The 14,384-nt window shown below is 68.9% G+C and carries 12 protein-coding genes; 8 read left to right on the top strand and 4 right to left on the bottom strand.

The features are described 5' to 3' along the window. The first annotated feature begins 30 nt into the window (after positions 1–30). Positions 31–1,467, top strand: coding sequence for a lipase maturation factor family protein (locus ACFU8W_RS01445; protein ID WP_384031177.1), 1,437 nt, complete (start codon positions 31–33; stop codon positions 1,465–1,467). A gap of 153 nt (positions 1,468–1,620) precedes the next feature. Here the strand turns inward: ACFU8W_RS01445 and ACFU8W_RS01440 are convergent, their stop codons facing one another. Next, positions 1,621–1,794: a hypothetical protein gene (locus ACFU8W_RS01440; protein WP_266978285.1), complete on the bottom strand. Its 174-nt coding sequence runs from the start codon at positions 1,792–1,794 to the stop codon at positions 1,621–1,623. A gap of 275 nt (positions 1,795–2,069) precedes the next feature. Next, on the bottom strand, positions 2,070–3,554 hold the full coding sequence (locus tag ACFU8W_RS01435) for an SDR family NAD(P)-dependent oxidoreductase (protein WP_384031174.1): 1,485 nt from the start codon (positions 3,552–3,554) through the stop codon (positions 2,070–2,072). 404 nt (positions 3,555–3,958) lie between these two features. Here ACFU8W_RS01435 and ACFU8W_RS01430 point away from each other — a divergent pair, with 404 nt between their 5' ends. From ACFU8W_RS01430 to ACFU8W_RS01410, 5 genes are all read left to right on the top strand, one after another. Then, positions 3,959–4,849, top strand: coding sequence for an RNA polymerase sigma factor SigF (locus ACFU8W_RS01430; RefSeq protein ID WP_384031172.1), 891 nt, complete (start codon positions 3,959–3,961; stop codon positions 4,847–4,849). A gap of 344 nt (positions 4,850–5,193) precedes the next feature. After that, the gene (locus tag ACFU8W_RS01425) at positions 5,194–6,447 is read left to right on the top strand and encodes a PP2C family protein-serine/threonine phosphatase (protein ID WP_384031170.1); all 1,254 of its coding nucleotides are present in this window, start codon (positions 5,194–5,196) and stop codon (positions 6,445–6,447) included. After that, positions 6,440–8,068, top strand: coding sequence for a CHASE3 domain-containing protein (locus ACFU8W_RS01420; RefSeq protein WP_384031168.1), 1,629 nt, complete (start codon positions 6,440–6,442; stop codon positions 8,066–8,068). The genes ACFU8W_RS01425 and ACFU8W_RS01420 overlap by 8 nt, the downstream gene beginning before the upstream one ends. Then, positions 8,065–8,508, top strand: a complete 444-nt coding sequence (locus tag ACFU8W_RS01415) for a response regulator (RefSeq protein ID WP_384031166.1) — start codon at positions 8,065–8,067, stop codon at positions 8,506–8,508. The genes ACFU8W_RS01420 and ACFU8W_RS01415 overlap by 4 nt, the downstream gene beginning before the upstream one ends. A 99-nt stretch (positions 8,509–8,607) precedes the next feature. After that, positions 8,608–9,063, top strand: coding sequence for an ATP-binding protein (locus tag ACFU8W_RS01410; RefSeq protein WP_345518557.1), 456 nt, complete (start codon positions 8,608–8,610; stop codon positions 9,061–9,063). A 60-nt stretch (positions 9,064–9,123) separates the two neighbouring features. Here ACFU8W_RS01410 and ACFU8W_RS01405 read toward each other — a convergent pair whose 3' ends face one another. Next, positions 9,124–10,284: a PP2C family protein-serine/threonine phosphatase gene (locus ACFU8W_RS01405; RefSeq protein WP_384031163.1), complete on the bottom strand. Its 1,161-nt coding sequence runs from the start codon at positions 10,282–10,284 to the stop codon at positions 9,124–9,126. Positions 10,285–10,364: 80 nt separating this feature from the next. Between ACFU8W_RS01405 and ACFU8W_RS01400 the strand changes: the two genes are divergently transcribed. Together ACFU8W_RS01400 and ACFU8W_RS01395 are read left to right on the top strand one after the other, a co-directional pair. Beyond that, positions 10,365–10,877, top strand: a complete 513-nt coding sequence (locus tag ACFU8W_RS01400; RefSeq protein WP_384031161.1) for a MarR family winged helix-turn-helix transcriptional regulator — start codon at positions 10,365–10,367, stop codon at positions 10,875–10,877. 258 nt (positions 10,878–11,135) lie between these two features. Continuing rightward, positions 11,136–11,468: an STAS domain-containing protein gene (locus tag ACFU8W_RS01395; RefSeq protein WP_384031159.1), complete on the top strand. Its 333-nt coding sequence runs from the start codon at positions 11,136–11,138 to the stop codon at positions 11,466–11,468. Positions 11,469–11,587: 119 nt separating this feature from the next. On the opposite strand, the gene ACFU8W_RS01390 is transcribed toward ACFU8W_RS01395, so the two are convergent. Further along, positions 11,588–14,188 carry a PA14 domain-containing protein gene (locus ACFU8W_RS01390; RefSeq protein WP_384031157.1) on the bottom strand — a complete coding sequence of 867 codons (2,601 nt, stop codon included), beginning with the start codon at positions 14,186–14,188 and terminating at the stop codon, positions 11,588–11,590. Between the last annotated feature and the right edge of the window lie 196 nt (positions 14,189–14,384).

The raw sequence follows: 14,384 nt of genomic DNA, 5'->3' as shown, positions 1-14,384 counted from the left end.
GGTCGCTCGGCAGCGCCGATACTGGAAGTGATGGAATGGTTCACCGCAGATGGCTACTGGCTCAGCCGGCTGATCTTCCAGCGGACTCTCGCCTGCATCTATCTGGTCGGGTTTCTCGCCGCCGCTCTCCAGTTCAGGGCGCTGATCGGCGAACGTGGCATGCTGCCCGTGCCCGAGTTCCTGCGGCGAACGGACTGGCGGCTCGCTCCCGGTCTCTTCCGGCTCCACTACTCCGACCGGTTCTTCGCGACGGTCGCCTGGACCGGCTGCGCGCTCGCGGTCGCGCTGATCGCCGGGGTGGATTCGTACGTTCCGCTCTGGGCGGCGATGCTGCTGTGGCTGCTGCCCTGGGCGTTGTATCTGTCGATCGTCCAGGTCGGCCAGCTCTGGTACGCCTTCGGGTGGGAGTCGCTGCTCCTGGAGACCGGCTTCCTCGCCGTCTTTCTCGGCAACGCGGACACGGCTCCGCCAGTACTCGTGCTGTGGCTGCTGCGCTGGGTGCTGTTCCGGGTCGAGTTCGGCGCAGGGCTGATCAAGATCCGGGGGGACGAGTGCTGGCGCAAGCTGACCTGTCTGTATTTCCACCATGAGACCCAGCCGATGCCGGGACCGCTGAGCTGGTTCTTCCACCGGCTGCCCCCGCCCGTCCACCGGGTGGAGGTGGCGGCCAACCACGTCACCCAGCTCCTCGTCCCGGTACTGCTCTTCACTCCGCAGCCGGTGGCGAGTGCGGCCGCGGGGCTGATGATCGTCACCCAGTTGTGGCTGGTCCTCTCCGGGAACTTCGCCTGGCTGAACTGGGTGACCATCGCTCTCGCCCTGTCCGCCGTCGACTGGTCGCTGTTCGCCCCGCAGCCCGCGCAGTCGGCGCCGCCACTCTGGTACGAGGTGGTGGTCATCGCCGTCACCGCGCTGGTGGTCGCCCTCAGCTACCGTCCGGCGCGCAATCTGATCTCCCGCCGCCAGGTGATGAACCGCTCGTTCGACCCGTTGCATCTCGTCAACACGTACGGCGCGTTCGGCAGCATCAGCCGGGTCCGGCTCGAGATCGCGGTCGAGGGCACCGACGAGACGGTCCTCCACCCCGACACCGTCTGGCAGGAGTACGGCTTCCGCGGCAAGCCGGGCGATCCACGGAGGCTGCCGCGCCAGTTCGCTCCCTACCACCTGCGCCTGGACTGGCTGATGTGGTTCGCGGCGCTCTCTCCCGCGTACGCCCACCCCTGGTTCGGACCGTTTCTGGAACGGCTGCTGGAGAACGACCGGGACACACTGCGGCTGCTGCGCCACAACCCGTTCCCCTGCACCCCGCCCACGCACATCCGCGCCAGGGTCTACCGCTACCGGTACACGACCTGGCGCGAGCTGCGTGCCACCGGGAACTGGTGGCACCGCACCTATGTGCGGGAATTCATCAGACCGGTGGCCCTGGCCCCCGCCCGCATCAGCCCGACCATGCCCCCTTGAGGACCCGGGCCCCAGGCCCGCGTGGACTCCGCCCGGTGCGGTGACCGGGCCGGGACACGCCGGAGCCCCGGACTTCCGTGGTGTCGGAAGGCCGGGGCTCCCTGGCTGACGGGCGTCACGAACGCCGGGCGGGCGCGCAGCCCGGCCCGTCGATCAGTCGATGCCGGGCAGGATGTGCGGCTCGGCGAGATCGTCCTCGTAGCCGGCCAGCCGGATCGGTGCGGACCTGGCCCAGACTTCGAGGTTCTGGAGTTTCTCGGGCCGACGGGCCCGCTCTCCCTGTCGCTCTGCCGGTCGCTTCTCTTGCTTCGTCAGTTCTGGTGTCACCGCGCACTCCTTTGTGTCGCGTAACCCCGGGCGTCGCCGACACTCCGGCCTATTACCGGACATCGACCACCCATGTGGGGCGGGGCAGGAACAGTTCGGTCGCGGTGGCGCCGGGCGTTGGGCGGAACGGCGGCCTGGTTACAAGCCTGTCCCAGGACGGCCCGGGGAGTTTTGTGGATCCCCGGGTGGCGTCCGTTCACCTCAGCCTAACCAAATGAGCGCGTTCCCGCTCGATGGAACGTGTGCGCTCAGTCACTTTCGGACAACGGATCGATCTACCAGCCCGCCGGCGCGTAGTCCTTCAGGAAGCAGCCGAACAGGTCCTCGCCCGCTTCGCCGCGCACGATCGGGTCGTAGACCCGGGCAGCACCGTCGACCAGGTCGAGCGGGGCGTGGAAGCCCTCCTCGGCCAGCCGGATCTTGTCGGGGTGCGGGCGCTCGTCGGTGATCCAGCCCGTGTCGACGGCGGTCATCAGGATGCCGTCCTTCTCGAACATCTCCTGGGCGCTGGTGCGGGTGAGCATGTTCAGCGCCGCCTTGGCCATGTTGGTGTGCGGATGGCCCGCACCCTTGTAGCCGCGACTGAACACGCCCTCCATCGCGGAGACGTTGACCACATAGGCGCGCTTGGCTGCCGTCGCGGCCATCGCGGGACGGAGCCGGCTGATCAGGATGAACGGCGCGGTGGAGTTGCAGAGCTGGACCTCGAGCAGCTCGATCGGCTCGACCTCTTCGACCGTCTGGATCCAGCTGTTCGTGTGATGCAGGTCCGGTACGAGACCACCCGCGTCGATCGCGGTGCCCGCAGCGATCCGTTCCAGCGAGGCGGAACCGGTGACCAGGGCCAGTTCAGTGACGTCCTGGGCGCTCAGCCCCTCCTTGCGGGCGGCGGGCAGGGCGGCGACGCGGTCGACCGAGCCGCTGCCGAAGGTGCCGATGACCTCGGCCGCGGGGAGTTCGCCCGCGGGCAGCGTTGCGGACTCCGCGGCGAGCAGTTCGCTGTACGCCTGCGGGGAGCGGCGTACCGTCTGCGCGGCGTTGTTGATCAGGATGTCCAGCGGCCCCTCGGCGGCGACCGAGTCGGCGAGGGCGACGACCTGGGCGGGGTCGCGCAGGTCGATGCCGACGATCTTCAGCCGGTGGATCCACTCGTCACTGTCCGGCATCGCCTTGAACCGGCGGATCGCGTCGTTGGGGAAGCGGGTGGTGATGGTGGTGTGCGCGCCGTCACGCAGCAGCCGCAGCGCGATGTACATGCCGATCTTGGCCCGGCCGCCGGTGAGCAGCGCCCGGCGTCCCGTCAGGTCGGTCCGCGCGTCGCGGCGATCCCGGTTCTCCTTGGCGCACTGCTGGCAGAGCTGGTGGTAGAAGGCATCCACTTCGACGTACCGGGTCTTGCAGATGTAGCAGGAACGGGGCCTCTGAAGTATCCCGGCGATCTCGGCGCCGGCCGAGGAGGACGGCAGGACACCCTGGGTCTCGTCGTCGATGCGGTCGGCGGATCCGGTGGCGGTGGCCTCGGTGACGGCCTTGTCGTGCGCGGTCTTGGCGGCCCGGCGCTCCTGGCGGCGGCGCTGTTTCACGGTCCGGTAGATGCCGGCGGTGGCGCGGCGCACGGCGATGGCGTCGGGGTGGTCGACCTCGATGCTGTCGAGTTCGTCGAGCACGCTCAGGCAGACGGCCAGCCGCTCCGGGTCGATACCGGGACCGAACTCCTCGATACCGGGAGCGAACTCCGCGCTGTCCTCTGTCACCGTCATTGCCGTTCCTCTGTCAGTCATGCCGCCGGGATCTCTCGGCGGCCCCCGGCGCATCGCCGTAGCGGGCTCACGAGGACCGGCTGTCCACGGGGCTGAGGCCCGGCTGCGGGCTTGCGCGAAGCCGCCGCACTTCGGGCCGAACGCCCCGCTCAAGTCTGCCATGTCCGCCGCGCTGCTCCATCCGGGTGCGCGGGGCGGCGCAGCGGGCCGCTGGAGGGGACGCCATGGACCCGGGCGACGTCGGCGGTTCGGGGGCGGAACCCAGGACAGGACCGCGCATGCACGGGGGCAACAGTGGGTGCCGTGACCTGGCCGGCAGAAGGAATTCTGGATCTTCGCGCATCACTCGGGGGAAGCGGGGCAGGCGCCGTTCGATACATCCGACGAACAGGGAGGGCGACGACATGGTGACCGCTTCGGAGCGGACCAGCGGAGCAGGAACACTGCACCAGGAGACCGGTGCGCTCACCGGTGCCGGAGCTGCTGAGCTGCCCTGGATCGAGGACACCGGAAAGGTCGCTCCGCAGGATGCGCGCCAGCTTTCCAAGCTCTTCCTCGACAGGCTCCAGATGCTCGAAGAGGGCACGCACGAATTCCAGTACGCGCGCAACACCCTCATCGAGATGAATCTGTCGCTGGTGCGCTTCGCCGCGGCCCGGTTCCGCAACCGGGCCGGTGACGACACCGAGGACATCATTCAGGTCGGCACGATCGGTCTGATCAAGGCGATAGACCGGTTCGACCTCTCCCGTGACGTCGAGTTCGCCACATTCGCCGTGCCGTACATCGTCGGCGAGATCAAGCGCTTCTTCCGGGACACCACCTGGTCGGTGCATGTACCGCGCCGGCTCCAGGAGCTGCGTGTCGATCTCGCGAAGGCGAAGGAGCAGCTCTCGGCCGAGCTGGACCGCGACCCCACCGTCAAGGAGCTGGCCGCCCGTCTCGACCTTCCCGAGGAAGAGGTCATCGAAGGCCTCGTCGCCGCGAACGGCTACTCGGCCGGTTCCCTGGACAGTCCCTCGGCCGACACGGAGGCGAGCAAGGAGCAGCGGTCGTACGCCGAACTCCTCGGTGAGGCCGACCCCGGCATGGAGACGGTCGAGAATCTCCACGCGCTGGCGCCGCTGCTGCAGAAGCTGGACGACCGCGAGCGGCGGATCGTGCAGATGCGGTTCGGGCAGGAGATGACGCAGTCCCAGATCGGAGCGGAGCTCGGCGTCTCGCAGATGCATGTCTCGCGATTGCTGGCGCGGATCGTCCAACAGTTGCGCGTGGGAATGTCCGTGGAGGCCTGACCGCGGTACGGAGCGTGAGAAGGGCCTTCGGCCATGGACCTCGCTCCGCTCGGACCGGCCGTGCGTCGCCTGCGTGGCGCGCGGCCGCCGCCGACGGTGCCCGCGCGCACCTGGGAGCCGCACGCGGTTGCGGCCGTCCGCGCCGGAACGCCCGTGGAGACGGTGGCGGAACTCACCGTGCTCACTGGACAGACTCGTCGCGCCCGCCCGACCGTGGCGCCCCGGCGGCCGATGGACCGGACCGCCGGGTCCGCCGATGTCCGACGGCACGGCGACAGCACGCGTTCGCATATGCTGCGGGACGACCGGAAACGACCTGCGCCGACTGCGCGAGGGGGTGGAGAGTGTCTGAGCCGCGCGCAAGCGCCTCGGCACATCCTGCGGCCTCCGTCACCCTCCCGGTACAGCACGGCTCAGGACGTTCCGTATGGAATGTCGACGCCGCGATCCTGCTGGTCGAGGACGACGCCGGTGACGCCCTGCTCGTCGAGGAGATGCTCGCCGACAGCGAGTTGGAGTCCGGACTCATCTGGCGCAAGACGCTGGCCGAGGGACTGACATTCCTGCGGACCGTCAGCACTCCGGTCTGTGTGCTGCTCGATCTGCACCTTCCCGATGTGCACGGGCTTGTGGCGGTCACCCAGATCGTGGAGACGACTCCGGACGCCGCGATCGTCGTACTGACCGGACTCGCGGAGGCCGAGGCGGGCCTCACCGCCGTGGCCACCGGTGCGCAGGACTACCTCGCCAAGGATCGGCTCGATCCTCAGGCGCTGTCCCGCGCCATTCGCTACGCCCTCCAGCGCAAGCAGGCCGAACGGGCCGCTGCCGCGCTGCGCGCCAATCAGCTGATGGCCCGGGAGAACGCCCGTCTGGAGCGCGGGTTGCTGCCCGTGCCGCTGCTGCGCGACCAGAGCTTCGACGCCGTCGCCCGCTACCAGCCGGGCCGGGCGCACGGTCTGCTGAGCGGCGATTTCTACGACGTGGTGCAGACCCCCGACGGCACCGTGCACGCCGTGATCGGCGATGTGTCGGGGCACGGGGCGGCGGAGGCCGCGCTCGGTGTGTGTCTGCGCGTGGCGTGGCGTACAGCGGTGCTGTGCGACACCGATCCGCTGGAACAGATACGGCTGCTGGAAGCGATTCTCGTCGCCGAGCGTTCCGACCCGCATGCCTTCGCGACGGTGACCTCGCTCGTCTTCCCGCCCCACGCCGGGCACGTCAGGGTGGTGCGGGCCGGACACCCGGGGCTTCTGGTGCGGCGCGGCACGGAGGTCGAGTGGGTGGAGCCCGAGGGCGGCATGGCGCTGGGGCTGCTTCCCGGAGCCGGCCAGTGGTCGACGACCGAACTCGCCCTCCCGAGCGACGGCGGCGTCGTGCTCTTCACCGACGGACTCTTCGAGGGGCGCACGGGTCCGGACTCCCGGCTCGGAGAAGAGGGACTGCTCGCCATGGCGCGGCGCCTCGGGGATCTTGCCGCCCGCCCCTTCATCGACGCGCTGGTCGCCGGCGCCACCGAGGGCGCTTCGCCCTACGGCGGCCTCGCCGACGACGTCGCCGTACTGCATCTCGGCTGGAGAAAGACGCCCCATGAGTGACGCAGCGACCGGACCGGCTTGGCGCGGGCGGTGGCTCTCGCCCCTGTCGGTCCAGAACTGGGTGCATCTGATCCTGGCCGGTTTCGTGCTGGTCGTCTGCGGATGTCTGGTGGTCGGGGGGCTCGTGCTGTCCCGAATTTCGGACCGGACCACCGAACTGGTGGACCGCATCCAGCCGGCCCGCTCCTCCGCCTTCCAGCTGCAGAATGCGCTGCTCGATCAGGAGACCGGGGTCCGCGGATTCGCGCTCACCGGCGACAAGACCTTTCTCGAACCCTACGAGGCCGGCAGGAGGGACGAACAGCGGAGGATCGCCCGGGTGCGAGCGGTGGTCGGTGACGAACAGCCGTTCAGCAGTGATCTGGACCGGATCGCCGAGGCTTCCGCGCGCTGGCGCGCGTTGAACGCGGAGCCGTTGATCGCTGCGGTCCGGCAGGACGGTCCGGCGGCCGACTCCTCCACCAGGATCCTGGAGAGCAAGCGGGAGTTCGACGTCCTGCGCTCGCTGTACGGCACGCAGCAGAAGCATCTCGATGCCGCCCGGGACCGGGCGCGCGCCCAGCTCAACGACGCCCGGACCATACGCGACCGGGCCTTGATCGCCCTGGTGATCGGTTTCGCGCTGGCCGTGATCTCGCTCAGCATGCTGTTCAACCGTGTGGTCGGCCGCCCGCTGAGCGTTCTCGCCGCCGACTCGGGGAAAGTACGGGCCGGCGCATTCCGCCACCGCATAGAGGTGCACGGGCCGTCCGACGTGCGGGCGGTGGCGGCGGCCGTCGAGGACATGCGCAGTCGTCTGGTCTCGGAGCTCGACGAGGCCCAGGAACGCGAATCGCTGCTGGCCCAGCAGACCGAGGAGCTCCGTCGCTCCAATTCCGAACTCGAGCAGTTCGCCTACGTCGCCTCGCACGACCTCCAGGAGCCGCTGCGCAAGGTGGCTTCGTTCTGCCAGCTCCTGGAGAAACGGTACGGCGAGGAGCTGGACGCGCGAGGCAAGCAGTACATCGACTTCGCGGTCGACGGGGCCAAGCGGATGCAGGTGCTCATCAACGATCTGCTCACCTTCTCGCGGGTGGGCCGGGTCCACGACAGCTGGAAGTCCGTGGACTTCGACCGCTCGTTGGACCGGGCCGTGGCCAATCTCGCGCTGTCCATCGAGGAGACCGGCACCACCCTCGTCCGGGAGAGTCCGCTGCCACAGGTGACCGGAGACCCGACGACCCTCGCGATGATCTGGCAGAACCTGATCGGGAACGCGGTGAAGTTCCGCCGCCCGGAGGTCCCGTGCGTGATCACGGTCGGCTGTGTCCGGGAGGAGGACGAATGGCGTTTCACCGTGCAGGACAACGGCATCGGCATCGCCCCCGAGTTCGCGGAGAAGGTGTTCATCATCTTCCAGCGTCTGCACTCCCGCGACGAGTACGACGGCACGGGCATCGGACTCGCTCTCTGCCGCAAGATCATCGAGTTCCACGGCGGCCGGATCTGGCTGGACCCCGATTACCGCGAAGGCGCTCGCATCCACTTCTCGCTGCCGGTCGGCCCCGGTACGGCGCGCCACCCGGCGACGGAGCCCGCCGTCCCCGCTCCTGTTCCCGAACTCTCCGGAGATGCCCCGTGAACACCCCGGTACAGCCCATCGAAGTCCTTCTCGTGGAGGACGACCCCGGCGACGAGCTCATGACCCGGGAGGCTTTCGAGGACAACAAGATCCGCAACACTCTCCATGTGGCGCGGGACGGTCAGGAGGCCCTGGACTTCCTCTATCGTCGCGGCGACCACGTCGACGCTCCGCGCCCTGACCTGATCCTGCTCGACCTGAACCTGCCCCGGTACGACGGCCGCCAGGTCCTCGAGAAGATCAAGAACGACCCGGAGCTAGCGCTCATTCCGGTGGTCGTGCTCACCACGTCCTCCGCCGAGGAGGACATCCTGCGCAGCTACAAACTGCATGCCAACGCCTATGTCACCAAGCCGGTCGACCTGGATCAGTTCATCGCGGCCGTGCGCCAGATCGACGAGTTCTTCGTGACGGTCGTACGACTGCCGGGCCGCTCCTGACCACCCTCGTCATTCCCAGGAGTGGGATCTCATGACACGGGTAGATGAACCGCGAAGAAAAGGTCACCGACCTCCCCTGCTGCGCCCTGGCTGGAGCTCATGAACCAACACGCCCTCTCCCGGCCGGACGACCCGCATCCGGGTCACTGGCCCACCGAGGCACTGCACATCGCCGAAGTGTTCGGTGGTGAGCCGGGATGCATCGCACAGGCACGCGCACTGGCCGACCGCTTTCTGATCAGGCTCACCACGGAATGGCTGGCGGTGCTCGGCGAGCACACTCGTAACGACCTGATGCTGGCCGTGAGCGAGTTGGTCACCAACGCCGACCGGTACACCCACGGCCCCTACCTGCTGGAGCTTGAGGGCACCGCGCAGCGGATCAGCGTCACGGTCTACGACAGCAGCACGGCGCTTCCCGTCCTCTTCACCCCCGACCCGAGCCGCCTCGGCGGACACGGCATGGAGATAGTCGTCGCCCTGTGCGACCGCCTGACCGCCGAGCGGGTGCCGGTGGGCAAGCGCATCAGGGCCGAGTTCGAGCTCAGCAGCTGACCCGGGAGCAGCCCGCCCCGGTCCTGTGAGGAGCCTTCAGCTCCTGCCCCGGGAGAGCACCTAAGACCTGCCGAACCAGTCGATGCACAGGACGAGGGCGTCGTCCAGCGTCTCCGAGTCCCGGTATTCGGCCAGCTCACGCAGTACGGCGCGCGGCACGGTCGCTGCCGGCAGCAGCCTGGTCGCCAGGAGCGCGCGGGCCAGGGCCCGTTCCCCGTACAGCTCCCCCAGCGGCGACGCGGCCTCGTAGACGCCGTCGCTGACAAGCAGCAGCCGGTCCCCGGGCACCACCTGGAACTCCTGGACGGAGTACTGGGACTCCTCGAACATGCCGAGCGGAAGCTCCGCTTCCAAGTCGATACGGGTGACCGTTCTGCCCCTCAGCCGCCACAGCCGGGGAGAGCCGGCGTCCACGGCGCCGACCCGGCCGGTGGCCAGGTCGAAGTGGAGCAGCAGGGTGGAGACGTGGGCACTGCCGCGGTGCAGCCCGTAGATCGCCTGGTCCGCGAGGGATGCCTGGTCGGCGATGCCGATCCCGGCCCGTCTGGCGTTGCGCAGCGCGTTCACGGCGAGGTTGGTGAGCAGGGACGCTTGGATGCCCTCGCCCATGCCGTTGGTCACGGCGACGGTCAGCCCGTCGGCGTCGGCGGACCAGTCGAAGTTGTCGCCGTGGATGGCATAGGCGGGCTCCAGCTGGGCACCGATGGCGTACTCGGCCGCCGTGCAGGCCCGCGCGGGAAGGAGCTGCCACTGCATTTCGGCGGCGAGGGTGAGCCTGCTGACCCGACGCGCCCGGTGATAGAGGTCGGTGTCCCGTTCCGCGACCAGGATCTCGTGGCCGAGAAGGTCGGCCACGTGAGTCAGCTCGTCCACCGTCCGCGCGGTGGAGCTTTCGGCAGGCAGCCGCACGGTGAGAATGCCGAGCCGCTCCCCGCGCACCGTCACCGGGAGGTGATGATCGAGTGCCTCGTCGTGCCGGAGGGGCTGCTCGCGCGGTTCCTGGCTGCCGAAGGCCCGGCCCTCCGGACTGTTGTGCATCGACAGGGCGTCGCCGGGGCCGTCGACCGGGTCGATGGGCTTGAGTACGGTCATGCCGTAGTCCGCCAGCAGAAGCTGGACGTGCAGCGCACCGTACTCCCTCCGGAGCGCTTCGCGGACCGTCTCCACCAAGGCGTGCGGTGCCGCTGCCCGCACCGCTCTTTCGATATCCGGGCGGGTCACGGTCTCTCGGGCTTTCTTCGAGCGGCGCCGGGGCCGGTTCCGGGCTGACAGACGGGTGCGCAGGGTGAAAGAGTGGACAGATGCCCCGCCCCACCGGTCATCCGCGCCCCTTTGAGCAGGTGTCCGCGGATGTCTGTTCCGCCTCCGAGTTGCTGGAGGTGTTGTGGTCGCGGGGCCAGGAGTCTGCGGACCTCGGCACGGTCTCGCCCTCCCAGCTGCGGGCACTGCTCGTGATCGAGCAGCAGGAGGGCAGCAATCTCCGGTCGCTCGGTGAGGCGCTCGGTTCGCGCGCGCCCTCGGTGAGCCGGCTCTGCGACCGTATGGAGGCCATGGGCCTGATCCGGCGGGAGCCCAGTGCCACCAGCCGCCGGGAGGTCGAACTCCGGCTGACCAAGCAGGGCCGCACCCTGCTGGAGGAGTACCGGGCGATCCGGACCAGGGAGTTCGCCGCGGTCCTGGGACGCATGCCGCCGGCCGCGGTGGCGGCCCTCGCGGAAGGCCTCGCCGCATTCAACACGGCCGCTGCCGAGCGGATCGGGGGGGACGGCGGTCCGACTACCCGGCTGCGCGACGATGTCGCGGAGAGCGCCTAGCTTCATCCGGCCCCTGTCCTGGGCGTAACCGAGCCGCACCCGACGTGGATGCGGTCGTTGTTGATCAACTGGAAATAGATTGTTACCCAGGGAGAATGTTGTCAAGCGGCAACTATCCCTTCTATCGTTCGGCAGGTACCCCACGCCGCAAGCCGGGGCGGATCGCGACCGAGCCGTCCGCCCACGACGGTCGTCCCCGTCCACCGAGTGCATCCCGAGGTGCCTTCCGTGCTTCCACCGCCCAGCGGAGACAAAGTCATGCGAATCGTCCCACGCCAGGAGCAGGGAGCCCTGATACTCGCCTTGACGGGTGATCTCGATATCGACAACATCGGCGTTCTCGGTACGGCGCTGGAGAACGCGGCACAGGATGGGAAGGCTCCGGTCGTCGTCGAGCTCTCGGCCGTGTCGTTCGCGGACTCCACGACGGTGAACATGCTGCTCCACGGGCAGTCCTTGCTGGGCCCCCGCATGCGGCTGGCCACGCCGTCCCCGTTCATGGCGCGGCTCATCGGTGTGCTCGGTCTGGACAGCGCGTTGCCGGTCTTCGACACCGTTGCGGAGGCCATCGACCCTCCGCTGCCCACCTGACTCCGGCAACGGCGGACGCCCGCCCCCTCGTGCGCGAAGGGGGCGGGTGTCCGGGCCCAGGGTTCGGACGCGACCACTCCGGCCCGCCCGGAGGGGGCGGGCCGGAGCACGGCCATGGGTCAGGGCGTGGGGCATCCCGCCACGACCGGGTTCGAGGCGTCGCGGACGAGCGCGTCCTGCGCCGCCCTGATCCGCTTCACCTCGGGCTTGACGACCCTCCGGTCGTAGGTGAGGAGTCCGTTCAACTCACCCTCAACGTCGGAGATCTGGGTGTACACGGCGCCGTTGCTGCCCCGGCAGGCGAGCTTCCGCACCTCGCCGAGCCTGGCCAGATAGTCGTCGGTGTACGTGGCCGGGTCGACCGCGATGTATGACTGCTGAACGGCCCAGGCGTGCCCCGGCACGGCCAGGCCGAGGCCGCCGTACTCGCCGCTGACCAGGGCACGTCGGCCGTCGGGCCTCGGCAGCGCCGGGCTCGGATAGCCGTGCGCGTCGGCGATGTCCCCGTTGCCGCCGTCCACCGCGCCGCAACAGTTGAGACCGCTCATGTTGTTGACCAGCCGGGTGGGGTCCCAGGATTTGGCCTGGTCGGCGATGCGGGCCTGGTCGTACTGGCCCCACCCCTCGTTGAAGGTCACCCACATGACGACGGACGGGTGGCTGGAGTGTTCGTCGATCATTTCCTTCATCTCGTGCTCGTACTCGGCACGGGCGGCGGCGGACGGGTTCACGGTGTTCATCGCCGGCATGTCCTGCCAGACCAGCAGGCCCAGCCTGTCCGCCCAGTAGAACCATCGGTCGGGCTCCACCTTGATGTGCTTGCGCACGGAGTTGAATCCCATCGCCTTGTGCATCTTCAGGTCGTACGCGAGGGCCTCGTCGGTGGGCGCGGTGTGCAGCCCGTCGGGCCAGAAGCCCTGATCGAGGGTGGCCATCAGGAAGACCGGCTTCCCGTTGAGCACGGTGCGCGGGGTTCCGTTCACCTTCTCGACGGCGATGGACCGCATCCCGAAGTAGCTGCCCACCCGGTCCGATCCGACGCTGACCTCCAGCCGGTACAGATGCGGATCGTCGGCGGACCACAGGTGCGGGTCGGGAACGCTCACGCGCAGCGCCGACCCGGTGCGCCCGGCGGCCGTCCCGACCTTGCGCTTCCCGTCGTAGGCGGTGGCCGTGACCGGCACCCCGTCGCGTACACCACGCACCTCGACGGCGACCTTCTCGCCCTGCACGTCGGGGGTGAGCTTCAGCGAGTCCGCGTGATCGGCGGCGACAGGCTCCATCCACACGGTCTGCCAGATCCCGGACGACGGCGTGTACCAGATGCCGCTCGGGTCGAGGCGCTGCTTGCCCATCGGCGGGTTCTCGCCGCCCTCGGCATCGGTCGGGTCATAGACGCCGACGATCAGCTCCTGGGTCCGGCCGGGCTTCAGAGCATCGGTGATGTCGGCGCTGAACTTGTCGTAACCACCCTTGTGTTGGGCGACCTTCTGACCGTTGACATACACCTCGGACTGCCAGTCGACGGCTCCGAAGTTCAGCTGCAGACGCTTGCCCGTGTCGCCGACCTTCCATCCCTGGGGAACGGTGAAGGTGCGGCGGTACCACATCCGGTCCTCGTGCCGTTCGATGCCGGAGAGCTGCGACTCCACCGGGTACGGAACGAGGATCTTCTCGCCGAGATTCCTGCCGACCGGGGGCTGCTCCCCTGCCTTCGCCGCGGCGAACTCCCAGGAGCCGTTGAGATTCTGCCAGTTGTCACGGGTGAGCTGCGGACGCGGGTACTCGGGCAGCGCGTTGCCCGGACCGACTTCATCGGCCCACCGGGTGCGCAGCTCGTGCGTGGAGCGGTTCGGCCCACTGGACCAGAAGGCCCCGACGGCCTTGCCGTCCTCGCCGGTCAGCCCGCCCTGGCCGTCGTAGCGGACATCGGCCAGACCCTTGGCATCGCCGGCCTTGTTCCCGACAACCGGCTCCTTGAGCGCGACGGTGAGGCTGCGCGGGTCGGCGGGATCGGCCTTCACGGCTCCGAGCGGCCACTTCGCGCCACCGATGACGGCGTCGAGGTGGTTGGCGAGCCCTTCGGGCAGGGGCGCGAGCTTCTGCGCGAAGTCCAGCTTGAGACTGCGGCCGTCCGCGAGAACGGTGGCGGCGATGGCACCGTCGTACGCGAAGCCGTCGGGCAGCCGGAAGGCGGACTGCGGCACGGGCTTCTTGGTGCCGCCGGGCTCGGTCCACTTGAGGTGCAGGTTGGACCCGCCCTGGTGCTCGAAGAACTCGACCTTGAGGTCGTACGCCGTGCCCGCGGTCAACTCGACCGGCTGCGAGGTCTGTTCCTTCTCCCAGTCGTCGACCCAGTGGTCGATGACGGGCTTTCCGTCGATCCAGAGACGGAACCCGTTGTCCCCGATCATCGAGAAGACATGGGCACCGGTCTTCTCCGGCACGATTTTCCCGGTCCACCGCACGCTCACGTTGTCGGCCTGCCCGGTGGCCGAGCTCAGCCGCGATTCGAGGGTGGGGAAGTCGATGTCCGGATCGAACCCCGTGGCCTTGAGCTGTCCGAAGTCGAAGGCACCGGGGGCGGTCTGGGTGTAGTACTCGCCCTTCAGACCATGCACCTCGGCGGGACTACCGGGGTCCGTCGCCGCGGACGCGGCAGGAACTGCGGACAGCCCGGCGGCGGCGAGAAGCAGGACAAGTTTCTTTCTGATGCGCACGGATCCTCCTTGGTGAGGAAGGGTGGCGGCTCGTTGCACCAGCATGTACAACGTTGGAAGGAACGGCAGTTGGCATGACAGCACGAGGCCGGTTCGGCTGTCCAGGTGCATGACAAGCCCGATTGGAGGGTCCGGAGCAGGACGCCGTTCCGATGTCCGGCATGCCCGCAGGCCGGTCCACACCGGCTCGTGGACG

The sequence above is a fragment of the Streptomyces sp. NPDC057565 genome, from assembly GCF_042801455.1.
Lineage (GTDB): Bacteria > Actinomycetota > Actinomycetes > Streptomycetales > Streptomycetaceae > Streptomyces > Streptomyces yanii.
This window is presented reverse-complemented; position numbering and strand designations above follow the sequence as displayed.

Excerpts from the sequence above, each read along its gene's own strand:
- ACFU8W_RS01445 (WP_384031177.1), top strand. The coding sequence starts at position 31 with ATGGAATGGTTCACCGCAGATGGCTACTGGCTCAGCCGGCTGATCTTC.
- ACFU8W_RS01435 (WP_384031174.1), bottom strand. The coding sequence starts at position 3,554 with ATGACGGTGACAGAGGACAGCGCGGAGTTCGCTCCCGGTATCGAGGAG.
- ACFU8W_RS01430 (WP_384031172.1), top strand. The coding sequence starts at position 3,959 with ATGGTGACCGCTTCGGAGCGGACCAGCGGAGCAGGAACACTGCACCAG.
- ACFU8W_RS01420 (WP_384031168.1), top strand. The coding sequence starts at position 6,440 with ATGAGTGACGCAGCGACCGGACCGGCTTGGCGCGGGCGGTGGCTCTCG.
- ACFU8W_RS01410 (WP_345518557.1), top strand. The coding sequence starts at position 8,608 with ATGAACCAACACGCCCTCTCCCGGCCGGACGACCCGCATCCGGGTCAC.
- ACFU8W_RS01400 (WP_384031161.1), top strand. The coding sequence starts at position 10,365 with ATGCCCCGCCCCACCGGTCATCCGCGCCCCTTTGAGCAGGTGTCCGCG.
- ACFU8W_RS01395 (WP_384031159.1), top strand. The coding sequence starts at position 11,136 with ATGCGAATCGTCCCACGCCAGGAGCAGGGAGCCCTGATACTCGCCTTG.